General features: G+C 51.9%; 26 protein-coding genes. 19 read left to right on the top strand and 7 right to left on the bottom strand.

What is annotated here, in order from left to right:
• The first annotated feature begins 146 nt into the window (after positions 1–146).
• The 3 genes from G5B47_RS10020 (at position 147) to G5B47_RS10010 (ending at position 2,483) form a co-directional block, all read left to right on the top strand.
• A complete protein-coding gene (locus G5B47_RS10020) occupies positions 147–845 on the top strand; it encodes a class I SAM-dependent methyltransferase (RefSeq protein WP_165097401.1) in 699 nt (232 codons plus the stop codon).
• 152 nt (positions 846–997) lie between these two features.
• The gene (locus G5B47_RS10015; RefSeq protein WP_328804503.1) at positions 998–1,900 is read left to right on the top strand and encodes a L,D-transpeptidase family protein; all 903 of its coding nucleotides are present in this window, start codon (positions 998–1,000) and stop codon (positions 1,898–1,900) included.
• Positions 1,901–2,060: 160 nt separating this feature from the next.
• Positions 2,061–2,483, top strand: coding sequence for an RDD family protein (locus G5B47_RS10010; protein ID WP_165097399.1), 423 nt, complete (start codon positions 2,061–2,063; stop codon positions 2,481–2,483).
• 4 nt (positions 2,484–2,487) lie between these two features.
• Here G5B47_RS10010 and G5B47_RS10005 read toward each other — a convergent pair whose 3' ends face one another.
• Entirely contained in the window at positions 2,488–3,315 is an 828-nt protein-coding gene (locus G5B47_RS10005) for an ATP-grasp domain-containing protein (protein WP_165097397.1), read from the bottom strand.
• 197 nt (positions 3,316–3,512) lie between these two features.
• Between G5B47_RS10005 and G5B47_RS10000 the strand changes: the two genes are divergently transcribed.
• Together G5B47_RS10000 and abc-f are read left to right on the top strand one after the other, a co-directional pair.
• On the top strand, positions 3,513–4,574 hold the full coding sequence (locus tag G5B47_RS10000; RefSeq protein ID WP_206107307.1) for a Gfo/Idh/MocA family protein: 1,062 nt from the start codon (positions 3,513–3,515) through the stop codon (positions 4,572–4,574).
• Between the two features lie 429 nt (positions 4,575–5,003).
• Positions 5,004–6,839 carry a ribosomal protection-like ABC-F family protein gene (gene abc-f, locus G5B47_RS09995; protein WP_025333583.1) on the top strand — a complete coding sequence of 612 codons (1,836 nt, stop codon included), beginning with the start codon at positions 5,004–5,006 and terminating at the stop codon, positions 6,837–6,839.
• A 70-nt stretch (positions 6,840–6,909) separates the two neighbouring features.
• Here abc-f and G5B47_RS09990 read toward each other — a convergent pair whose 3' ends face one another.
• The 3 genes from G5B47_RS09990 to G5B47_RS09980 are packed head-to-tail and all read right to left on the bottom strand — an operon-like array spanning position 6,910 to position 8,560.
• Complete coding sequence (locus G5B47_RS09990; protein ID WP_165097394.1) at positions 6,910–7,305, bottom strand: FMN-binding protein; 396 nt, start codon at positions 7,303–7,305, stop codon at positions 6,910–6,912.
• A 27-nt stretch (positions 7,306–7,332) separates the two neighbouring features.
• Positions 7,333–7,917, bottom strand: a complete 585-nt coding sequence (locus G5B47_RS09985; RefSeq protein ID WP_165097391.1) for a flavodoxin family protein — start codon at positions 7,915–7,917, stop codon at positions 7,333–7,335.
• Positions 7,889–8,560, bottom strand: a complete 672-nt coding sequence (locus G5B47_RS09980) for a TetR/AcrR family transcriptional regulator (RefSeq protein ID WP_165097389.1) — start codon at positions 8,558–8,560, stop codon at positions 7,889–7,891. Before G5B47_RS09980 ends, G5B47_RS09985 begins: the two co-directional genes overlap by 29 nt.
• A 614-nt stretch (positions 8,561–9,174) precedes the next feature.
• On the opposite strand from G5B47_RS09980, the gene G5B47_RS09975 reads away from it, so the two are divergent.
• A complete protein-coding gene (locus G5B47_RS09975) occupies positions 9,175–9,762 on the top strand; it encodes a histidine phosphatase family protein (RefSeq protein WP_165097387.1) in 588 nt (195 codons plus the stop codon).
• A 28-nt stretch (positions 9,763–9,790) separates the two neighbouring features.
• Here the strand turns inward: G5B47_RS09975 and G5B47_RS09970 are convergent, their stop codons facing one another.
• Positions 9,791–10,219, bottom strand: a complete 429-nt coding sequence (locus G5B47_RS09970; RefSeq protein ID WP_025333588.1) for a PH domain-containing protein — start codon at positions 10,217–10,219, stop codon at positions 9,791–9,793.
• 104 nt (positions 10,220–10,323) lie between these two features.
• On the opposite strand from G5B47_RS09970, the gene G5B47_RS09965 reads away from it, so the two are divergent.
• The 11 genes from G5B47_RS09965 (at position 10,324) to G5B47_RS09915 (ending at position 19,830) form a co-directional block, all read left to right on the top strand.
• A complete protein-coding gene (locus G5B47_RS09965) occupies positions 10,324–10,527 on the top strand; it encodes a hypothetical protein (protein WP_165097385.1) in 204 nt (67 codons plus the stop codon).
• A 146-nt stretch (positions 10,528–10,673) separates the two neighbouring features.
• On the top strand, positions 10,674–11,381 hold the full coding sequence (locus tag G5B47_RS09960; RefSeq protein WP_165097383.1) for a YjgB family protein: 708 nt from the start codon (positions 10,674–10,676) through the stop codon (positions 11,379–11,381).
• Between the two features lie 273 nt (positions 11,382–11,654).
• Positions 11,655–12,107 carry a MarR family winged helix-turn-helix transcriptional regulator gene (locus tag G5B47_RS09955; RefSeq protein ID WP_025333590.1) on the top strand — a complete coding sequence of 151 codons (453 nt, stop codon included), beginning with the start codon at positions 11,655–11,657 and terminating at the stop codon, positions 12,105–12,107.
• Between the two features lie 42 nt (positions 12,108–12,149).
• On the top strand, positions 12,150–12,932 hold the full coding sequence (locus G5B47_RS09950; RefSeq protein ID WP_025333591.1) for a pirin family protein: 783 nt from the start codon (positions 12,150–12,152) through the stop codon (positions 12,930–12,932).
• A gap of 71 nt (positions 12,933–13,003) precedes the next feature.
• Positions 13,004–13,405 carry a DoxX family protein gene (locus G5B47_RS09945; RefSeq protein WP_025333592.1) on the top strand — a complete coding sequence of 134 codons (402 nt, stop codon included), beginning with the start codon at positions 13,004–13,006 and terminating at the stop codon, positions 13,403–13,405.
• A gap of 57 nt (positions 13,406–13,462) precedes the next feature.
• Positions 13,463–14,428, top strand: coding sequence for an NADP-dependent oxidoreductase (locus G5B47_RS09940; RefSeq protein ID WP_165097381.1), 966 nt, complete (start codon positions 13,463–13,465; stop codon positions 14,426–14,428).
• 23 nt (positions 14,429–14,451) lie between these two features.
• The gene (locus G5B47_RS09935) at positions 14,452–15,213 is read left to right on the top strand and encodes an SDR family NAD(P)-dependent oxidoreductase (RefSeq protein ID WP_165097379.1); all 762 of its coding nucleotides are present in this window, start codon (positions 14,452–14,454) and stop codon (positions 15,211–15,213) included.
• A gap of 31 nt (positions 15,214–15,244) precedes the next feature.
• Positions 15,245–16,405, top strand: coding sequence for an SGNH/GDSL hydrolase family protein (locus G5B47_RS09930; RefSeq protein ID WP_165097377.1), 1,161 nt, complete (start codon positions 15,245–15,247; stop codon positions 16,403–16,405).
• Positions 16,406–16,453: 48 nt separating this feature from the next.
• Positions 16,454–16,993, top strand: a complete 540-nt coding sequence (locus G5B47_RS09925; RefSeq protein WP_025333596.1) for an NADPH-dependent FMN reductase — start codon at positions 16,454–16,456, stop codon at positions 16,991–16,993.
• Positions 16,994–17,217: 224 nt separating this feature from the next.
• Positions 17,218–18,387: a winged helix-turn-helix domain-containing protein gene (locus G5B47_RS25855; RefSeq protein ID WP_165097375.1), complete on the top strand. Its 1,170-nt coding sequence runs from the start codon at positions 17,218–17,220 to the stop codon at positions 18,385–18,387.
• Positions 18,388–18,519: 132 nt separating this feature from the next.
• Positions 18,520–19,830: an MFS transporter gene (locus G5B47_RS09915; protein ID WP_165097561.1), complete on the top strand. Its 1,311-nt coding sequence runs from the start codon at positions 18,520–18,522 to the stop codon at positions 19,828–19,830.
• 292 nt (positions 19,831–20,122) lie between these two features.
• Here the strand turns inward: G5B47_RS09915 and G5B47_RS09910 are convergent, their stop codons facing one another.
• Positions 20,123–20,533: a MerR family transcriptional regulator gene (locus G5B47_RS09910; RefSeq protein ID WP_165097373.1), complete on the bottom strand. Its 411-nt coding sequence runs from the start codon at positions 20,531–20,533 to the stop codon at positions 20,123–20,125.
• A gap of 154 nt (positions 20,534–20,687) precedes the next feature.
• On the opposite strand from G5B47_RS09910, the gene G5B47_RS09905 reads away from it, so the two are divergent.
• Entirely contained in the window at positions 20,688–21,623 is a 936-nt protein-coding gene (locus G5B47_RS09905) for an oxidoreductase (RefSeq protein ID WP_165097371.1), read from the top strand.
• Positions 21,624–21,828: 205 nt separating this feature from the next.
• Positions 21,829–22,032, top strand: a complete 204-nt coding sequence (locus G5B47_RS09900; RefSeq protein WP_165096738.1) for a hypothetical protein — start codon at positions 21,829–21,831, stop codon at positions 22,030–22,032.
• 89 nt (positions 22,033–22,121) lie between these two features.
• Here the strand turns inward: G5B47_RS09900 and G5B47_RS09895 are convergent, their stop codons facing one another.
• Positions 22,122–22,718: a TetR/AcrR family transcriptional regulator gene (locus G5B47_RS09895; RefSeq protein WP_165097369.1), complete on the bottom strand. Its 597-nt coding sequence runs from the start codon at positions 22,716–22,718 to the stop codon at positions 22,122–22,124.
• Positions 22,719–22,853 lie beyond the last annotated feature (135 nt).

Raw genomic sequence — 22,853 nt, 5'->3', positions numbered from 1 at the left:
ATGACAACATTTTGAAAATCGGGGCTGAATATTTCGCAGAATTAATAAGAATCCGGCTGCCCTTGTAACCTTTATATGGTAAAGTGGAAGAAGCGGCCACGGCCGCTATAGACGAGACGAGTCAAGATGAGAAAGGAAGAGACGAGATGAGCTTAGAAGAGAATCGATTGGATTTAAGCCGCATTATTTTTATCGGAAGAACCTATGAGGAGTATATGGCGATGTTCGGCCTGACCGAAGGAGAGCTTCAAGGACGTACCATTCTGGATTGTCCGGGCGGCGCATGCGCGTTTACGGCCCGGGCGAATGCGCTTGGAGCGCAAGCAGTGTCGGCTGACATTGCCTATGGATATCCGGCCGGAAGCCTTGAAGAGAAAGGGCGAGAGGACATCGGGCACGCGATGGACCAAATGGAGAAGGCGCGGGCAGGCTTCAAATGGGATTACTTCTCCTCCGTGAAGGAGCTACGGGAGCACCGGGAACGCGCGCTGCAGGAATGCATCGCTGACATGAAGCATCACTCTGACCGCTATGTTGAGGCGGTGCTGCCGGTGCTGCCATTTGAGAATGAGAGGTTCGATCTGACGCTGTCCGCGCATTTCCTGTTCATGTATGGCGACCGGCTTGATTACGATTTTCACCTGAAATCGCTGCGTGAGCTGCTGCGTGTGACCCGGAAGGAGCTGCGCATTTATCCGCTGGTGGATCTCTCGGGCAACCGGTATGGACAGATAGATGAATTGCTGGCAGAGATCGCCGGTGACGGCTGCACAGCCGAGGAAGTACAGGTCCCCTACGAATTTCAAAAGGGTACAGGCCGCATGCTGAGAATTGTAAAGGGCTGAAGCGCATAGACAACAGGCAATCCGGTCTCCGTTAAGGAGGCCGGATTTTTTTGCGGAAAGCAGATGATTTTCTGCAACTATTTTCCTGCAAGAGCCGTTTAAATCATAAAGGAGTTACAGAAATTTGCAGTTAACGCTGGAGGGGAGCATTGATGTATTTTAAAAGGGGAGAGATTTTTAGAGGAACCGTCGTGCGCAGAGCATTCGGCCTGATGCTGGTGTTTGTTCTGCTGCTGACCGGACTGTTCGCTGGAGAGGCGGGGGCGGCGGGTTCCCAAATGATTGTCGTGAACAAAAAAATCAACAAGCTGGCTTTTTTTGACGGCGGTAAACTGGTTAGGGAATTCCCGGTCGCGACCGGCAGAGAGAAGAGCCTGACGCCCGAAGGCAGCTTCAAACTTGTCAGCAAAATCAAAAACCGGCCTTATTACAAAGAGCATATTCCTGGCGGCGACCCCGCCAATCCGCTCGGCGACCGCTGGCTCGGGCTGGATGTGAACGGTACGAGAGGAACGACCTACGCGATTCACGGCAACAACAGAGAGTCTTCCATTGGCAAGTATGTAAGCGCCGGATGCATCCGGATGCATAATGCCGATATCCACTGGCTGTTCCCCCTGGTACAGAGAAACACGACGGTGGTCATCACGTCCACAACGCTCGATATGGAAAGCATCGCGAAGAAATACGGGTATGCGCTGGGGCGGAACACGATAGACGGCACGATTATCCTTAACAACGGAACGGCGGTTAAGCTGAGCAATCCTCTTCTGGTGAAAGACTCCCGCGTGTACGTGCCGCTCAGGGAGACCGCAACCGTGCTCGGCGCTAAGCTGGGGCTGGACGCCGAAGGAGCGCTGACGATCACGAATGGCACCCGCACGGCGTCGCATAAGCCGCTGACCGACTACGCCACCATCAACGGGACGAAGGCAGCCATGCTTGCGTCGCGCAATGAGAACGGGACACTAATGATCCCGCTGAGCAGCGTACCGCTGCTGTTCGGCGTTCAGATCCAGTGGACCGGATCGAGCGGCACCGTTACGATTTTATAGGTACGTGAAGAAGCTAATCCCTTAATGGGGGTTAGCTTTTTTTTTGAAAATATAAGAAAGTATAAGCTTCGCGCTTATCATTTGCCGCAGCTATTGAAGCTTGTCCTGTGCTACGCTATTTCCGTATATTGTAAATACAAGTGTGCTAAAGGAGCGTTATATGAACGAAAAGAAGGCAGGCTTTTGGATTAGGCTGGGCGCCCAATTGTTGGACGGTCTCTGCTTCGGCCTCCCGGCGGCGATTATTTACTATTTTCTCACGGGCGGAAGCACAGGGGACACAGAAGGAAGACTCGTAAGAGATATTCTAAGCACCCTCTATTTGGTGCTGGTTCCGGTATTCTGGAACGGCCATACCATCGGCAAAAGAATATGCGGAATCCGTATCCGAAAGCTGGATGGGAGTTCCCCCGGCATCGGATCGATGCTGCTGCGTAACGGGCTGTGCTGGCTGCTGTACAGCTTTACTTACGGAATAGCTGTTTTAATCAGCATTGTGATGGTGATTGTGCGGAAGGACCGGAGGGCGATTCACGATTTCGCTTCCGGAACGGAAGTCGTCCACGACGATACTTGGGCCTGATGAATCAGGCCTGAATCGTCTTTTGCAGCGAATGCTTCAAGCGTTCCACGAACCGCTCCCGGATGTCCGGCGTAAGCTCCAGCAGGGAGAGATAGGGATTCAAATCTTCCAGTTCGACCAGCAGAAGCTCTCCTTGTTTCGTCCGGCATGCGTCCACCCGCTGAATTCCAAAGTCCAGACGATTCCACTCGATAAACCGATTCGCAAACTGCAAATCCTCCCGGCTTGGAACATACTCTGACAAGATCCATCGCCTGGTTTTGTCCGGCGCATAAAGCGCGTATTGAAACTCCTGATCAATAAAATAAAACGAAACCTCATATTCGAAATCGATGAACGGTTGAACCAGCATGCTCCGCTCTTCCCAGGCATTTAGCCTCGTGGGCAGATCGTCCGAGGAGACCATTTCAAGACCGATCGAATCGGCCCCATCCTTCGGCTTGCAAATATAGCTTGGGACCTTTGGCAAGGCGTCTATCCGCTCCATGTGATCTACGGTCGGTATGACGGGGTAGCCTGCCTTGGTTAGCTCCAACAGATATTCCTTTCCGTTCATATCCGCCTTGCCGTTAAACGAATTGTACGTCCGGTAGCCATTAGTGGCCGCTCTTTGGCGAAATGACCAATACTCCTTCTTAAAATTGGCGACAGGTCCCGCGTTTCGGAGGACGATGAGATCATATTTTTTCTCAAAAGCTTGAATGTCCTGCGGATGGCAAATCGTTAGCGTGAACGATTCCCGGAGCCGGGATGTGAGAAACAAATCCTCCGCATAGTACGTGCGCCCTTTGGCTTCGTAATACAAATCCGTGACAAATAACAAGGTGTTCATCTCTAGTTCAGTCCTTCCAAGGGATAGTCTGGTCTTCCGCCATTTTCACCCAAGTATAATGGTTGTTCCAAGCAGAGGCAGCTATTTTTTGTGGGATGGTACAATTCCGGTACGGATGGGAACGGTGTAAAATGTAATGGAGCAATCAATCCACATGCGAAAGTTACAGTACCACACGCGGAAAGGAAAGGATACAGATGGAGCAGAAAACGTATAGTCTTGTCATCGTAGGGTTCGGGGGAATGGGCAGCTACCATGTGCAGTTAATTGAGCCGTGCGAGCATCTTTCGGTAACCGGCGTTTATGATTTGGTCGATTACCGGATGGAGCTGGCTGCGGCCAAGGGCTTTAAGACTTATGACAGTCTGGAAGCGGTCTTATCTGATGAAACCGTTGATGTCGTGCTGATTGCGACCCCTAACGATGTTCATAAGTCTATCGCCATTCAGGCGCTGAAATCAGGAAAACATGTAATCTGTGAAAAACCGGTGACTATAACCAGCGCCGATCTGCTTGATATACTCGCTGTGGCCGAGGAAGAGAAGCGCATCTTCATGGTGCACCAGAACCGCCGTTGGGATGAAGATTTTCTCATTATTCAGGATATCATTCAGAAGAAAAAGATCGGCGAGACGTTCCATCTCGAATCCCGCGTTCAGGGGGCCAACGGCATTCCCGGCGACTGGCGCCAGCTCCAGGCTTACGGCGGCGGCATGCTGCTGGATTGGGGCGTCCATCTGCTGGACCAGCTCCTGCTGCTCACCGGCAGCAAAATCGACAGCGTGAGCGCGGAATTAAGCACCATTCTCTGCACCGAGGTGGATGACGGATTCACAAGCAATATCCGGTTTAAAGACGGCCTGACCGCCGTGATCGAGGTTGGAACGACCAACTTCATCAAGCTGCCGCGCTGGTATGTCAAGGGCACGGAAGGAACCGCCATTATCCGCGACTGGGATCTCAGCGGGGAGATCGTGGTCAATAATCCGGACGTGATTAAGGTCGAGCCGAAGCCGATTCAGGCCGGTCAAGGGCTCACGAAGACAATGGCGCCGCCTTCGGAGGAATCGACTTTGCGCCTGCCGATCGGGAAGCCCGAGAGCACGAAGCAGAGCTTCTACGATAACTTTGTCTCGGTGATCGAAGGCAAGAGCGAGCCGCTGGTCAAGAACGACGAGGTCCACCGAGTGCTGCGGTTGATCGAGACGATTTTTGAAGCGGCGGAGAAGCAGGTTATCCTTAAAGGGCTGGAGCTGTAAGTTAGAGTGTCTAAGCTCGTCGCCCTTGCCAGCCGGGAGCGAGCCGGTTTATAATAGGAATCATTCAAATTCGGACAATTAACGGAGGATCTCCCCTGAGATGAAGAACTAATACGTTTCCCAAGCAGACCAGCCAACTTGTGAATAGCTCTATGCACAAGCCGCGGTGCGCCCAATAAGGGCGGATGGTCAGGGATACGTATGTCTTCGGGGAGATTTAAGGATCGCTAATCGTTTCGTTCATAGAGGCCAAGGAACCGGTGGGGCTTATCTGAGGGGCAATGCCCCTGTTCCCGGCTGCTTACGTTAGCAGCATGGAGGCTTGCCGTCCCTGCAACAAAACGAGCTATCCGTCTCATCCTTTCATACGATATTTCTGACCGCAGCGGCAGCTGCGGTTTTTTATTTGGAATTCGGAGGGATGATTTGATGCCGGTACTCAGTGTGAAAGAGGTAAGCAAAGAATGGAACGGAAACGTCCTGTTTCAGAATCTATCGTTTGAACTGGCGGAAGGAGAGCGCATGGCGCTCTTCGGACGCAACGGCGCGGGCAAGACCACGCTGCTGAAGGGACTGATGGGCGGGGTACCGTTCGATTCGGGCACGGTGTACCGCGGCCTGCCCGTTCAGGAATGGGGGCTGCTGGATCAGCAGCTGGAGCCCCGGGAAGGAATGACCGCCCGACGGGTCGTTCTGGAAGGGAACGCCGAAGCGGCGCGCCTGAGAGCCCGGCTGGAGCTGCTGGTGGGCAGGCTCCATAGCGGCGGAGGAACGGAAGAGGCCGAGCTGGCCGAATACGGCGAAGCCTATGAGGATTATTTGCGGGTGGACGGCTATGGCTGGGAAGCAAAGGCGGAAAAAGCGCTGCGGCAGCTGAGTCTGCCGCAGGAGGTCTGGGACCTGCCCTACCGGTCTTTGAGCGGCGGGCAGAAGACGCGGGTGCAGCTCGCCTCGCTGCTGGCCCGCCAGCCGCGGCTGCTGCTTCTGGATGAGCCGACGAACCATCTTGACGCGGAAACGATGGAATGGCTGGAAGAGTGGGTATCCGGCTATTCGGGAACCGTGCTGTACGTCTCGCATGACCGCCGCTTTATCGACCGCACGGCAACATCCTTGCTGGAGCTGAGGCAAGGTGGCGGCAGGCGTTATGCGGGAGGGTATACGCAGTACCGCGAGCAGAAGGCCGTGGAGGCCAGAGAACAGGAAGCCCGGTACAAGAAACAGGAGCTGGAAAAGAAAAAGCTCGAGGAAGCCATCCGGCGGTATGCGCAGTGGTTTCAGCAGGCGCACAACTCCGCCGGGCAGAACGATTTCCTGCGGGCGAAGTCGAAGAAGAACGTGTCCCGGCTGCATGCGAAGGAAGCGGCGCTGGAGCGGCTGAACCGGGACCGCACGGCGGAGCCGCGGGACAGCGCCAAGCTGAACCTGCGGCTCACGGGCGGGGAGTTCGCCGCCGGCACGCTGCTCAGGGCGGAGCACGCGGAATTCGCATATCCCGGCGGGAGTCCGCTGCTGAAGGACTTCAGCTTCACGGTCCGCCGGGGCGACAGGATCGGCGTGATCGGGCCGAACGGGGCCGGCAAATCAACTCTGTTGAAGCTGCTGGCGGGTATCTATGCGCCGACCGGCGGGACGGTCGGTCTGCATCCGCAGACAAGGATCGGTTATTTTGCCCAGGAGCTGGAGCAGCTTGACCCCTCCTCTACCCTTCTGGACAGTCTGCTTCAGCTTCCTGAAATGACGGTGACGGAGGCAAGGACGATTCTCGGCTGCTTCCTGTTCTCACGGGAAGACGCCTTCAAACATATAGGCAGCTTAAGTCTGGGGGAGAAATGCCGCGTGGCCTTCCTGCGGCTCTACTTCGGGCGGGCAAATCTCCTGGTGCTGGACGAACCGACCAACTACCTCGATATTGAGACGAGAGAGGTCATTGAGGAGGTTTTGCAGGCATACCCCGGTGCGCTGCTGCTCGTCACGCATGACCGGTATTTGCTCTCAAATGTCGCCAATCGGCTGGTGGCACTCGAACGCGGGCACTTTCCGAAACAGTTTCCCGGAACCTATGAAGAGTACCTGTCCAAAGACCGGGAGCGTTTGGTGACGGAACGGGAACGGGCCGAGGAGGATGAGCTTGGCGTGCTGCAGCTTAGGCTTGCTCAACTCATACAGGCCGAAGTACCCGAGAGCGACGAGGAGAATACGGCGCTGCTTCTGGAGATTAAGCGGCTGCGCCAGCGGATCGGGGAGCTGAGGAAAGAGGGATAGACGGTTCTGCTGTTAACGACAGAGGCTGCCCCGGCATGAATCCATGCCGGAAGGCAGCCTCTTGTCGTTTCTATTTCATGCCTAGAACCAGTGCGTTCTCGACCGCCTTTTTCAAGACCTTGCTGGAATTGCTCGCACCGCTGACGCCATCCACCTCCAGCGACTGCTTGGCGACGATTTCTTTAAGAATGACTTCGGCCGGAGCGCCATGCCCGTTCTTGTGCTTCAGCAGGTCGATTCGGGTCACTTTGCCGTTCTTCACGCTAACCTGAACTTTGGCGTCGATAAACCGGACATCGTATTCACCCACGTAAGTTCCGTCCGCCAAACGGGAAAAAGGAATGTCGGAGACAGTGAGATTCGCAACCTTGTTCTGGTAGCTCTTAACTTGATACAGGTAAGTAAGGCCCCAGCCTGCTCCCGCGAGCACTATAAGGGCGGCCAATATCAGCAGTTTCTTCTTCACAGCTTAACCTCCTAAAGCGAATGGGATTTATCGTACTAGAAAAAAGCTTTCGATTCTCGAAGCCAGCCTGGCCGGAACCTCCGTCAGCTTCTTCGCGCCGGCGCAGACGACCTGGCCTTTGCGCGTCATGCCCGAGATGCGGAAAAACTCGTTCATGGCCGCAAGACAGGCCGAGCTTTGGCGCAGCATCCGGTTCAGCGGGAACGGTGTGTTGCATGCCGTCATCAGCAGGTACTGCTGACGGCTGGACAGCGTTGGCTTCGGGGCAAGCCCGGCGCCGCTGCGGTCCATCGCCTTGCCCGCCAGCCTGTCGAACAGGAGCTTGACCTGTCCCGGCACATTGGCGTAATAGGTGGGCGCGGACAGAATAACGAGGTCGCTAGAGGCCAGCCGTTCCCACAGCTCGGCCAGTTCGCCGCCGGGAGGGCATACTCCGGTTGCCCGGCACTCCGGGCAGCCTTTGCAGGCGGTAATGTCCACCTCGTACAAGTCGCAGAAGTCCGTCTCCCAGCCCGCCGCCTTCGCCGCCTGAACGGCTATTTGCAGCATCTTCGCCGTGATTCCGTCCGGTCTGGGGCCGCCCTTAATGGCCAGCAGGCGTTTCGTCGCCATGCTCCCCCTCCTTCACGAGCATTCGCAGCAGCAGATTGCAGCCGTATTCCAGCAGCTCGGCGGGCGTTCTGCCCATCGTCTCGGAGATGTAGCTGCTCTTGCGGTTAGCCAGAATAATCAGCGCCGACAAGCTGCTCCAATAGATCAGAATGCTTTCCTTGATTCGCGTACTCGGCATCACCGTACCTTCCGCGATTCCCAGCCAGACCATCTCCCCCAGCGCGGCGTTAATCTCCTCTCCGACATTGAAAATATCCCGCTTCACCTGCGGCAAATCCAGGCTGTCCAGCGGCTGGGTCTGAAAATCGACAATCCGGCTGAACAGAAAGGGGGATGCCTCATAGAACGCCATCAGGCTGGAGCAAAGGGCGCGATATTTCAGGAAAAAGCCCTCATTGCCCCTAAGACTCTGCACAATGTGCTCCTTGAGCTCCAAGAATCCTTTCAGCACGATCCGGTCGTGAATCTCCTCCTTGCTCGGGAACTGAAGGTACACCGTGCGCTTGCTGTACTGGGCGCTTCGGGCAATGTCGTCCATCGTTGTGGCGTCAATACCTTTTTCCGTGAACAATTGCTCCGCCGCACTCAGAATATTCTCCTGATGAAGAGCCGAGATTGTCTCTTTACGTGTGGCCCGATCCATTTTGAATACCTCCGGTTGCAAAAGTAAACTATTAGTTTACCTGAAGAGTAGCATCTTTTTTGCGGGGTGTAAATCCGTTTTTTCACATTTAATCTCTACTTTACATTTCACATCCGTTTCATTTTACATTCCACATTCGTTTTGGAAGGAGCGGAGAAGGGGAGATGTCCTTACGGTGGGGCTCTCAAGATCGAGCTCTCAAGGTAGAGTTATCCAGACTGGAACTTAAGATCGGACTACCAAGATCGGGCACCCTAGACCGGGTTAACTTGCGACGAACGGGAATTGTTCCACCTTATTTCTTGTTTTACAGCTGTTTTCGGAGATTAGCTGGAATTTCTCCGTCTTATTTGCTCAACTTTCACTTCTGTGGGCCAAAACGGCAAAATAAGCTGGAGAAACTCCATTTTACCGGGCTGAAAGATGCTGAAACGGGAGGATGAGCGGGAGATTTTCCGGTTCATAGGGTGAGCGTGCGTGCTGAACAGTGAATAGGACGATCCGAAAGCGAAGGAAGAAGCAGGCGATCCGCAGGAAATCCGATCGAACCGCCGAATGTAGTAAACGGAATAACCTTGGAAGAAATATCCGGATTACAAAAGGAGTTGTCAGGAATGCCTACCTGGATCTATATGATCAGACATGCCGTTTCACCGTATCAGCCCGGGCAGGAGCGACAACGCAGCCTTTCGCTGCAAGGTACATTAGATGCGTTAAGAGTGAAGGAGATTTTGAAGAGCGAGAATATTGCACATTTTGTATCCAGTCCCTATGCGAGATCAGTCGCAACCCTGCAGCCTTTGGCGGAAGAGGCGGGGAAGGAGATTGTTTTATACGAAGAGCTGAGAGAAAGAGAGTTCGGAACGATAAGCAGGGAATGTGGGGATGAGGAGCTGCTTGCTGTGATCCGGCGTTCTTTTGAAGACAGGGATTATAAGCTTGAAGAGGGCGAAAGCAACAAGGAAGCCGAAGAACGCGCCATGCCGATTATGGAGCGTCTGCTGCGGGAACATGAGGGGAGCAAGATTGCAATCGGTACCCACGGCAACATTATGGCGATCATTATGAACTATTACGATAAGTCTTGCGGATTCGATTTCCTGATGTCGACGACCAAGCCGGATATATATAAGCTGGGGTTTGCGGGGGAGAGGCTCGTTATGGTGGAGCGGTTATGGGGGGAGCAGCCCGGCATCGATTAAAAAACCGCCCCGGCGGGGTGGCTAAAAACTAACTGTTCAAACGCTTGTGGTTCTGATGCGCCAGCGTGATTAAAGCGACGTAGATCGGCTGGACGTTGAATTTTTTGCCGAACTCGAATTTGTACGAACCGATTTGCGGATTGTTGGTCTTGAAATATGGCGATTGGATATAATGGATTGTGATTTCGCTGTCGTCAAACCCGGTACCGCCGGTCTCCATCGTTACTTCATAAATCGATTCAAGGGAGATGGAGGCGACCCGTGTCTTTTTGCCGGTCACGCCTTGGTGGTCGATAAAAATCAGCCGTTCGTCCGTAATGATAAATGTATCCCGCACCAGCCGGAACCCCATCTGGATCTTCTCGTCCGGCATCAGATAAGCGCCGTATTGTCCGGTCAGCTCCGAAACGGAAACCTCGGAATAATTGCCCAGCAGCCCGCTAAACAGATTGGCCATTTCAATTCCTCCTGAAGTGTAATTCTATATCATTCTATACTCAGGACGATTTTTCCTGTATGCCGTAAGGCAAATTCTAATTTTGAGATGGAGGTAATACGAGTATGAACCAAAAGGAATTTATCATTTTTACGGCGCTGACGAGTTATTTGAAAGAGCTTGACCTTAATCCGGCGGAGTATCTGAGCAAGCAGGAACTGCTGAAATATACCGAAATAGGCAAGGATTATCTAGGCATGGATACGGCTGAGTTTCGGGAGGTCTTAAAAGAAATTATTCTGGAGATGGCCGCGAGGCATTTAAAATAAGTGCCGGTGCTGGTAAGCTGATATATGCAAATTAGGTCTCCCGAGGTTTGGCAGGGTTCCCTTGCTGCAACCTTTCCGTATGTGTGGCCGTCTGTTAAGGATAGAAACAGATCCAAGACTGTCCAATCAGCAGGGAGATGACACATATGAACACGCACATAAAAATGATGACGATAGGCATCATGCTTACGGGAATGCTGAGCCTTGCCGCATGCAGCTCCGGAGGTGGCGGAGAAGCTTCTCCGTCGCCATCCGCCTCTCCGTCGCCATCCGCCGCCGCGCCGTCACCCGCCGCATCGTCAGCCCCGGCGACTTCTGCCGCCTCTCCGGCGGCCAGTGACGCTGCCCCATCGGGCAGTCCGGGCGTTTCCGCCGCGCCATCAGCCGATGCATCGCCCGTCCCTGGCGGCGGTACGGGTCAAACGGCCGCGCAGCTCAAAGAACTGCTTGAGCTTGCCAAGCAAGGCAAAGCGCCGGGCATTCCGTTCGCCGCGCATACGGATCTCATCGACGATGTGAAGAAAGCCTGGGGCGAACCGGACAAGGAAGAAAGCGCGGGCAAGGGCATCTACGCCACTTACAATTCCAAGCATGCGGTGATCGGATTTAACAAGGGCAGTCTGATCTTTGATGTTCGGTCCAGCGCCGCCGATTTGCAGCAGCTGACGCTGAAGCAGATTGAAGATACGCTCGGCAAGCCGAATGACGTGAAGACCAGCGGGAACGACAGCATCTACATTTACAATGCGGGCGCGCAGTATCAGTTGAAATTCGTGATTCCGAAGTCTACCGGTAAAGTCGATCACATTTCGGTCTTCTCCGGGCAGGATTCCATTAATAATATGGCAGGGTAGCAAGCAGGACGGCATGGCCGCAGGTTCAGGCGCTTAAGAGCAGTCAGGAGGGACTTCCCGCCTGGCTGTTTTTTTTGCGAGTGCATGGACAAGTATTTGGAGTAAGTTTCGAAGCTAAGTTAGCCGGGTTGAAGCGCAGACACGCGTTATGATTTTTTTGTTGTTGACAGTAACGGATTTACGCTGTATATTTATCTTAAATCAAAGACATTTGGATTAAAGAAATTATAAACGAAGATGTTTGGGTCAAAGATATATGCAGGAGGTGATTCAATGCCCAATCAATTGGACGACGCTCAAGCGACTTCCCTTAAGCTGTTTGTTGTTCTATCCAAGGCTTACAGAGCGATTTCGGATCAAGCTATAAAGGATGTCAGGCAGTACGGATTGTCACCTTCCGAATTTGCGATTCTCGAAGTGCTGTATGCCAAGGGGAAAATTCCCATGCAGCAGATTGGAGAAAAGATTTTAATCACAAGCGGAAGTATTACCTACAATATCGACAAGCTGGAGAAGAAAAATCTGTTAAGACGCGTGCCATCCCATGAAGACCGGAGAGTGATCTATGCTGAAATCACGGACGCCGGAAATGATTTGTTTAATCGGATCTTTCCCGAACATGCCGATAAAATCCATTCACTAATGGAGGGGATTTCCCAGGATGAACAGCAGGAAGCGATTGTACTGCTTAAGAAATTGGGGAAACAGGCGAAAGGTTTAGGCTAACCGCTTCTATAGTTTGAAAATCCAATTAGGAGGCTGTGCATTATGCAAACGATGGTGTATACCCCTGCTTTGCAGGGAAAGGGCGAATTTGACGGCGGGAAAATCAAAGAACAAAAGCCGATTGGCTTTTCGGGCGAAGGATCGGTGATCAATCGGGTGGGCCCCTTATTTTATTGGGCATGGGCCACTTCAAGCACCGAAGCCAAGATCGGTCTGCACCCCCATCAAGGTTTTGAGATTTTGACATATGTAGTGGAGGGCAATGCCTTTCACGGGGATACCTTAGGTACGGACAGCACAGTGGGCGCAGGCGGGGCCCAGGTCATGCAAACAGGCTCGGGCGTAAGTCATCAAGAAAGGCTTAGTGCAGATTCGGAGCTTTTTCAAATATGGTTCGAGCCGGATTTGACGGAAGCGTTTCGGAGAACGCCAACTTACCGGCAGTATGCGCATGAAGATTTTCCGCAGGAAACGAGCGAAGCCGGATTTACCGTAAAGACGGTTATTGGTCCCGGCGCTCCCGTTCAATTGGTCACAGACAGCGAAATGTGGGATGTTGAAATAGGCGGTGGTGCCCGGTATGTACAAAAAGTACCTGCTGGCTATACTTTAACGGCTTTAGCCATTCGCGGGCAAGGAACATGGGGAGAGTCAGGAGCATCGAAGGAGCCTGTGCCTTTTCGGCATAAAGATTTCATCATTAAAGCCGTGGAAGCCGATACGGAGGTAGAAATAATGAACTCGTCTGATCAAGACGCGCTGCGTCTGATTTTCATCAAGGTTCCTTCCAAGGTGAGTTATCCTCTTTACCCTAAAAGAAAGTGATTTCTATCGATTTTTGTCAAATATCTTTAAATAAAGATTTTTTAAACCAAAACAATTAGGAGATGATTTAAATGGTAGCATTGGGATTACTGTTGGTTCGTTTGGTAGTGGGACTGTTGTTCATCGGGCATGGCGCTCAAAAGCTGTTTGGCTGGTTCGGTGGTTATGGCCCGAAAGGAACGGGGGGCTGGATGGATTCAATCGGGATTAAACCGGGCGTATTCATGGCAGTGCTGGCGGGACTGCTCGAGCTGCTCGGAGGTGTTCTTTTTGCTCTCGGACTATTCACTCCGCTTGCCGCCTTGTTTATTACGCTGACCATGCTCGGCGCCATCGTTAAGGTGCATGGCAAGAACGGATTGTGGGTAACCGCCAATGGCTATGAATATAACGCTGTCTTGATCGCGGTAGCCATCGGAATTGCTTTGATCGGTGCAGGGGCATATTCGCTGGATGCGGTATTGAATATTTAATTGAGAATGATCTCGAATCGGTGAGTACAAATCCACTATAAGAAAGAGGTTGTTATTATGACGACAAATCCATTCATGAAAGCAGCGAGATTTCACCAATATGGAGGAGCGGATGTTATCCGGTATGAGGATGCACCCGTTCCGGAAGTAACCGAGGATGAAGTGCTGATTAAAGTTGCCGCCACCTCATTTAATCCGTTCGATGCAAAATTGCGTTCGGGGGCATTTCAGGCGTTTCTACCGATCGAGCTACCTTTTACGCCCTCTGTAAATGTCTCAGGCACTGTTGTGAAAGTAGGCGACTCCGTTACAACGTTTCGGGAAGGAGACAATGTTTTCGCTTATCTTGATGTGACAAGGAATGGTGCCGCCGCAGAGTACGTCGTCAGCAAAGCTGTTCATATCGCTCATGCACCCAAGACATTTGACTTGCACGAATCGGCCGCAGTACCAAGCGTAGCGTTAACTGCCTGGCAAGCCTTATTCGACTACGGGAATCTGCAGTCCGGTCAGCGGGTGCTTATTACGGCCGCCGCAGGGGGTGTGGGAACGTTAGCCGTGCAATTGGCGAAGTGGAAAGGTGCTTACGTCATTGGTACGGCGTCTGAAAAAGGCTTTTCCTTACTTGAACAACTGGGCATCGATGAAATCATTGATTATAAAAAACAGTCCGTTGCTGAAGCATTGAAAAGCAAGGTAGACGTGATCTTCAATCTCTCGCCTGCCGGTAAAGAGGAATTAAACAGCCTTCTGCAGCTGCTAAATGAAGGTGGAACGTTCATATCCGCCGTTTCTCCAGCTGATGAGAACATGGCGAAAGAACTGGGAGTAAAAGCCGTTCGATTAAACTCTCACCCTGATGCGGAGAAATTAACCCAAATCGCTGAATTACTCGATGCAGGGGTACTGAAGCCGATTATTACGGAAAGAACAGGTCTTAGCGAAATAGCGGAAGTCCATCAGAAATTTGATGACGGAAAAGTTAGCGGAAGAGTATTAATTATCGTTGACGGAGTCAATTAATTTTTTCCAAGGAGGATTCAGGCATGACAACTTTACGGGACTTTGAGAACAAAGTGGTGCTCATTACCGGAGCCGCAACCGGAATCGGACGCGCCGCGGCGCTTGCATTCGCGAAACGCGGGGCGGCGATAGCCATCGGTGATGTAGATGAAAGAAGCAATGAAACGGTCAAGCTGATTAAAGAAGCAGGGGGAGAGGCTGTTTTTTACAAAACAGATGTATCGAATAAGGAGCAAGCCGCGGCTTTGGTTGAACAAACGGTCAATCGGTTCGGCCGCCTGGATCACGCATTTAATAACGCCGGAGTCCTGCCGCCGTCCAAACCTTTTATTGAGATGGATGAGAGTGATTTTGACAGAACGATTGCAGTCGATCTTAAGGGTGTATTCCTGATGATGAAATATGAGATTGAAATGATGTTGAAATCAGGCGGCGGTACGATTGTAAATACGGCGTCTATCGCGGGACTCATCGCAGATCCGTTCATGGCTCCTTACGTGGCTGCGAAACATGGTGTGGTAGGACTGACCAAAGCGGCGGGTATCGAGTATGCTTCGCAAGGGATTCGCGTAAATGGGGTAGCGCCCGGACTCACTGAAACCCCTATGATTAAGAACTGGCTGGATGATCCGGAAACCCGGAAAGTTGTATTGGCAAATGTCCCTGCGGCGCGAATGGCCCAACCTGAAGAGATTGCGGAAATGGTCGTTTTCTTGTCCTCTCCCGCAGCAAGCTTTGCAGCAGGGCAAACCTTCACGCTGGATGGCGGTCAGACCGCCCGCTGATTGATATGTTACTGCAGAGGAGGTGAAACATATGAGCAAACACGCAGGCGAGGATTGGATTGCAAGCTGGTATGCAAGTCCGGAGCCCATCTGGGGCGACGAATTTCCATTCTTAACGAATCTTCCTGAAAAGCTGAACAACCAGACGATTCGTCAGGTTGCGCGTATCAGTCTTGGTGGCCAGCGGGTAAGGGTTGAACTGTCCAACGAATATGGCAAGCGGCCGCTGGTCATCGGCGAGGCAGCTATCGCTCTGACAGGAACGGGTTCGAAAATTGTCCAAGGATCGAACCGAAAGCTCGCCTTCAGCGGAAAAAGATCCATTGCGATTCCTATTGGAGCAACGATTTTAAGCGATCCGGTCGAACTGGATATCGATCCGCTCAGCAGTGTGAGTATCAGTGTATTTTTGTCCGAAGAAACAGAGCCAACAACCTTCCATTGGGATGCCCGCCAGACGACTTATATAGCAAATGGGAACCATATATCAGACATAGACATTGATGCAGATACCACTACTGTCGCAAGTATGTACTTAAAAAGAATATTCGTTGATGCGCCGATGAATGCGGGCACCGTTGTGGCGATAGGGGACTCTCTTACCGATGGGGCTTCAGCCACCGTCGATGCCAATACGCGTTGGCCGAACTTCTTGGCCAATCGCCTTGTACCACAAAACGTATCTGTCCTCAATGCGGGAATATCGGGGGGGCGCTTGCTCAGCAACGTAAAGGGAATCAATGTGTTGGCCCGTTTCGACCGCGATGTACTGAATCAGCCGAATGTGAAGACCGTGATTGTGATTATAGGGAGCAACGATATCGGCATGCCAGGCATGGCCTTCGCCCCGACTGAATCTTTACCTGCGGCTGATGCGCTTATTGCGGGCTACCGTCAACTCATTGCACGCGCTCATGCCCGCAATGTCCGAATCATTGGCGGAACGCTGCCGCCGTTCCAAATGTATTATACGGAGGTCAAGGAAAAGCTGCGCCAGCAGGTAAACGAATGGATTCGGAGCGGAGAGTTCGATGCCGTATTCGATCTCGATGCCTTATCGAGAGATCCGGATCACCCTTCACGTTTTTTGCCGGTGTTTGATTCAGGTGATCACCTTCATCCGGGTGACGCCGGGAATAAGAGGATCGCTGAAGCGATGGACCTCGATATGCTCTTGGCTGACAGAAAATAAATTGATTATGTTTTAAAAAATACATTCATTTCTTGAGGAGGAATTCATATGTCTAAATTAAACATTGGAATTATTCTGGGAAGTACGCGTCAAGGCCGTTTGAGTCCGCAAGTAGGCGAATGGGTAAAGCGTATCGCCGACCAGCGCGGCGACGCCAATTATGAAATTGTGGATATCGCCGATTACAAGCTTCCATTGCTTGGAGAAGCCGATGCTGCAGCGCAGGCGGCTGCCTGGAATGAAAAGCTGGATTCCTTGGACGGCTTCGTCTTTATCGTTCAGGAGTACAATCACAGCATTACGGGTGCGCTCAAAAATGCCCTCGATTATGCACGCGAAGCATGGAACAATAAAGCGGCGGGAATAGTAAGCTATGGCGCTGTAGGCGGCGCCCGTGCAGCTGAGCATCTGCGCGGCATTCTGGGTGAACTGTCCGTAGCGGACGTTCGTATTCATCCGGCTTTATCCCTCTTCACTGATTTCGAGAACGGGCAGACATTCAAGCCGGCCGATCTTCACCTCACGAACGTAAATGGCATGCTGGATCAAGTGCTCGCCTGGAGCGGCGCGTTGAAGACGCTGCGCTAATATGAATCCCTCTCACTGCCAGATTTGAACTGTGCTCCAATGTGGACAGCCGAAATAAATAACGTCATGCAGTCAAAAGATGGCTCCTGAACTTCATCGGGAGTCATCTTTTTACTTGCCCCTCTTTAGGGAATGCCGTCAGGTGTTTCTTCTTAGCTGGAGTCCCCTGGTAAGGGCCTGTTATAATAGCGGGAAGAGTTCCGGCAGGGAGTGGGAGGATCGGCATGGTTCTGGAATTTAATGAAAATGGGCATACAGTATCCGCCGAGGATATAACGGTTGAATTATTCGCCAAGGAGTTCGCTCTATTGCGGTTCCTGTACCGCAACCGGGGGCGGGTGTTCAGCCGGGAACAGCTTCTGGACAATGTATGGCCGCTCGAATATCCGGTGGAACGCACGGTGGACGATCATATCTACCGGCTGCGCAAGAAGCTCGGTCCGTTTGAAGGCTTGACAATCCGTACGGTTCGGGGATTCGGATACTGCCTGACCGTGCGGGAGCAGGCGCCGGGCATTGACGCCAGCCCGTCCGTCCAGGACGTGGAGCTGCGGGAGAAGATGCGGGAGGTATTCGTCAAATACCACCAATACGGACAGGGGAAATCGATGCTGGCGCTTGCCCGGCAGCAGGATATTTTGGGCTACGAGTTGGACCCGTTCTACTCTGCTTACGTGCGTTTTGTGCAGGGCGATTTGGAGTGGCTGCTCACCGGGGGAGATATACCCGATTTCGAGCGCGCATACTGGTTGCTGCTGTTCTTTATAATCACGGGAGAGCCTAAGGATAGCCTGAACTATTGCGAGCAGGTGCTTGCGGCAGGACTCCTGCCTCCGTCCCAGCACCGTGAATTGGAAATCCTCAATATTCTGGACCTGTACGCGCTGACGGGAGCGCCGGAGAAGGCGCTGGAGCGGCTGAAACTAACCAGGAGGGTTATTGCGGAGCCGGGCTACGAAAATTTCGAAACGCCCGTATCTACGGCCGAGATGTTCGTTCACCTGATGAAAGGAACACCGGATGGGGAAATGCAACGAATGGCAGAAGCGATTGAAGGCCTGCTTAAGACGAAGCCTTTTTTGCGGGAAATCGGATGCTATACCATCATAAAAGGGCTCTGGATGCTGAGGAAGAATGAAAGACGTATGGGCGAATCGCTGCTGGATGAGGGGCTGAGAGTGCTCGATCTATCCGGATTCGTGCCTATACGGTTGTTTGGACTTTACCATATTGCTCATTTTTGCCGGCAGTTTGCGTTTAAGGGCGAGGAAGCGGTGCTGCGTAAATACGAGGCATTATTTGCGGAAGAGCAGGAACGCTGCGGACTGCCCGGGCTCATGGGCCGGATCGAAGAGGCGCTGAACGACTGTCTGAGGACGGAGCGCCAAGGCTGAAAGTGCGGGCTGCAATGCTGTGCAATCATGCAGGTGGAGCGGCCCGCTCTCTGATATTTCTCTGACAATCCGGCGATATACTCGGCGTAATGAAAGTCTGATAGAGCCGGATGGAGGAATACAAGAGTGAGAATGGAAGCCCCTTTGACTGAACAGAAGGCGCACTTACGTCGCGGCCTGCTGAGTAACAAAATCTACATGCGTGTATATACCGCTTATGCTGCGGCAGAATTTGGCAACTGGTTCGACAGCCTGGCAATCCAGGTACTGGTCGGCTACCGCTGGCAGGCCGGACCGCTGATGCTGGCGCTGATTCCCGTCAGTCTGGCGCTGCCGGGCATTGTGCTAGGCTCCGTTGCGGGATTGGCCGCCGACCGTCTGAACAAGCTGAAGCTGATGCGCCTGTGCGACCTGCTTACCGCCGTACTGACCGCAGCGGTGCTGCTCGCTCCCGGCATGCTGTGGCTGCTGCCGCTGCTTGCGCTGCGGTCGGCAGTTTCCGCGCTGAATGTGCCGGCCCAGCAGTCGCTCACCCGGAGCATTGTCCGGGAGGACCAACTGCTGCAAGCCGCTTCTCTTAACGGCTTCGTTACGCAGGGCTCCAAAATCGCCGGTCCCCTGCTGGGCGGACTGGCTCTGGCAGCCCTTTCGCCCGCCTGGTGCATAGCGCTGAATGCCTGCATGCGGCTGTTTTCGTATGTGCTGCTGTCCATAAAGAACGCTGATGCAAATAGGAGCATAGGTGCGGATACGGATGTACGGAAAAAAGCAGGGGACCAAGCTTCCATAAATACAGAGCCGCTTTCGGCGCGGACAATGTGGAAGGAAGGCTGGAGCTTTATTTTCCGCAGCAGGCTGCTGCGGAATACGATGCTGTTCGGCCTGCTGGGCGCCTTATCGATCCAGATGGTCGATTTCCAGTTTGCCAGTCTGTTCCGTGCTCTAGCTCCGGATAGGGAATATTTGCTCGGCTGGCTGGTGTCAGCGGCGGGGGCGGGAGCGGTGCTGACGATCGCCGTCATGAACAAGGCGGGGCGCAGCGCAGGCTATGGCTCCAGACTGGGCGGAGGCTATGCGCTGATCGGCGCGGCCATCGGAGGGCTGGGTCTGCTGCCGCCAGGTGTTTCCCCCCTTCCAGTGCTGCTGCTGGGTCTGCTGCTGGGCGCCGGAAACGGGATGTTCATGATCGCCTTCAATTACTGCCTGCAAAAAGAAACGCCGCCCCATATGACAGGCCGGGTGTTCGGCATCCAGAGCATGGTGCTGAGCGCCGTGATGATTGCCGCTCCGCTGCTGGGCGGCGCAATGGTTGATCTGGCGGGTCCGCGGCGGATCTTCGCCGGCTTCGGCCTCGTGATTACGCTGATTGGTGCGGCGGGAATGCTTCTAAGGCACTTGCTGTGGCCGGAGGGGAAGGAAGGCCGGAAAGCTGCGGAAGCTTGAAATTCCGGCTGCCGGCCCTGAGCAAGCGGTGTAATGCATCTGCTGGCAATGCTGCAAGAAAAGAAAATACTAGAATAGCGAGTGGCTTTGAAATAGGGAGCAGGATAGTTTAATGGTGATACGGTGAATCGTATCATAAGTAGGGGCAAGTTTTTTGAAGAAAAACTCGCAGGAGCCTGTACTTGCAACATGGGGATGGTGGAGCAGGTAGGTCACACTCCGGTCGGGCAGGCAAACACTTAGACACAACTCTAAGCGTTTGCCTGCTTCTTTCCTTTTTTTGTTGAGCAAATCATGATTTTTTATTTTCCAACATGAATTTCATCGGATCATAGCCGGCATGTGGAGCAGCGATATAAGAATCATAAAAGGCTATTTTTAAATCAACAATATTCAAATTCTTTTTGTAATCATCGATCTGCTTCAGGATTGCCTTACGGTGGTCAATTAACAACTCTCTCCTTGCAGGAGCAGTTTCTTCCCCTTGCATGCATAAATCAATATATTGCTTAATTTCCTTGACTTGCATCCCCGAGTTTTTAAGGCAGCAGATCAGCTTTATCACTTCCAGATCGGCTTCACTAAACTGCCGGTTTCTGGTGCTGTTTCGAGTGATAAAGGGCAGAAGTCCTTCTTTATCATAAAAACGGATGGTATGCGCGGAAATATTGCAGGCTGTGGCAACTTCATTAATGGTATACATGGCCAAAATCTCCTTAAAATATGGTGGGCAAACACATTTGACTTAGATTGAACTCTAAGTGCTACCATGAGTTTAAAGCACAATCCAAGAACGTTCAAGGTGCTTAATGCAATTTATAAGCTTTACACAAATGAAATGATAAGGAGAGTTACTGATGGCAGAAAATATGAAGCGTGATTGGACTGCAGTTGATATTCCCTTACAAAAAGGCGTCGCGGTTGTTATTACAGGAACCGGTGGAATTGGCTATGAAACAGCATTGGAGATGACTCGCGCAGGAGCCGAGGTTATTATGGCAGGTCGAAACAAGGATAAGGGTGAAGAGGCTTTAAAAAAGATCAACAAACGAATTCCTGCTGGAATTATACGTTTCGAAAAACTTGACCTGGCGGATCTTGAATCTGTTAAAGCATTTGGCGAACGAATGAGGGCGCAACGCAAAAGTTTGGATATCTTGATTAACAATGCAGCGGTAATGAATCCGCCTCAGCGCAGGACTACAAAAGATGGATTTGAACTGCAGATGGGTACAAATTATCTTGGACATTTTGCATTAACAGCACAATTGCTCCCCCTTCTGCTAAGAGCAAACAAGCCTCGGGTGGTCACTTTGAGCAGTATAGCTCATCGTTCAGGAGTAATCCATTTCGATGATTTACAATCGGAACACCAATACAAACCAATGGTTGCCTATGCCCAGTCAAAGCTCGCGTGCCTGATGTTCTCGCTTGAACTGCAACGGCGAAGTGATGCAGCCGGCTGGGGGATAAGCAGTATGGCTGCACATCCGGGAATCTCAAGGACAGAATTAATCCCCAATGGATCGGGAAAAAATAGCCCGGCGGGTTTAGTTCGGCGTTTGTTTGGACCTGTTTTTTTCCAGCCGGCAGCCCATGGAGCATGGCCGTCACTTTATGCCGCGACAGCTAAAGAAGCAACAGAAGGCACATATTACGGGCCCTCCAGAATGAATGAGATGAGAGGGTATCCAACGGTAGCTAAAATTGCGCCGCAGGCAATGGATGTTGGGGTTGCTTCTAAGCTTTGGGAAGAATCTGAAACGTTGACAAAAGTCAAATTTATTGAATAGTTGCAGTCGTTTGGAGATACCATTTTTTGTTGCAGAGCAACGACCCAATCAAGTGTGCCGAATTCGTCGCATAGCGAATAGAATAAGCCACCGAAGGAGACCGAGCTGGCAATTAACTTTGGTTCCGGCCGACTCACAAGATCAAAAGGTGGAGCTTTTGTTCGAGCGCATTGACGTAAGCCGGATTGAAGAGGAATAGCGTTTATTGGAACAGCAAAAAATGTTGCCAAAAGAAGGGAAAGGCCATCCAGCGGATGGCCTTTCTTCAAAACTTGCCGCTACTGACAGCGCGGTGAATCGTATCATAAGTAACGGCAAGTTTTATGGAGAAAAATTCGCAGCAGTCTATACTTCCTTCATGTCGACCATGGATTGGGGTGGGCATGCTTCATACGGAAGGTGTAACTAGGCTACTCCTGCGAGTTTTTTCGCATATATGATGTGGATTTATGACGAACTGCGGAAAAGTTTATTACGCTGTTTGGCTGAAGGGGCAGTTCAACTCCCCCTCTGAAATTGAGATATAGGCTGAATATCATTACGTTCGAACAGCTTCCAGACCTGTTCTGCCATAATTTGTGGCGGATGCGGCATGCGGTTGGCTATCCACCATTCCACTAACCCTACGAAGGCGGAGGCAGTGAAATGAGTAATCATTTCTTTATCCATATCCTGGTTAATGCCCTGCATATCGACCTTTTCTTGGATCAGTTCAGTAATCACCCGCAGCATTCGCTCCCGGAACATCACAGTTCTCTGATTAACAAGCATGGCAGAGAAGAAAATAATATGCTCTTCCAAATAAGCAAATATGGCACTGAGTGCGCCTACTAGTTCTTCTTTTTCCCGCTTTAACGGGGCCAGTATGCATGAACTGCTCATCTGGTTCAACTGATCATCTATGCATTTATCGAGCAGGTCGTATTTATCAAGAAAATGAAGATACACTGTTCCCCGGTTGATGTTGGCTCGTTCCGAAATATCATTAATCGTGATTCGTTCGAATTCTTTCTCAAGGAACAGGTTCAGAAAAGCTGTTTTAATCGCTTCTTTGGTCCGAAGGATTCGTCTATCGGTCTTGACTGCAGTCTCCATTCTTCACTTACCTCCATTCCGTTAATGAACAGTTCCATATCATATGTTGAATATCATACAAAGACACCTGTATTATCGATTGAACTAGATTTTCATCGCTCTATAATTATAGTCAACGGCAGTGATTTAATCAAC

This window comes from Paenibacillus apii (assembly GCF_011043685.1).
GTDB classification, from domain to species: Bacteria; Bacillota; Bacilli; order Paenibacillales; family Paenibacillaceae; genus Paenibacillus_AQ; species Paenibacillus_AQ sabinae.
This window is presented reverse-complemented; position numbering and strand designations above follow the sequence as displayed.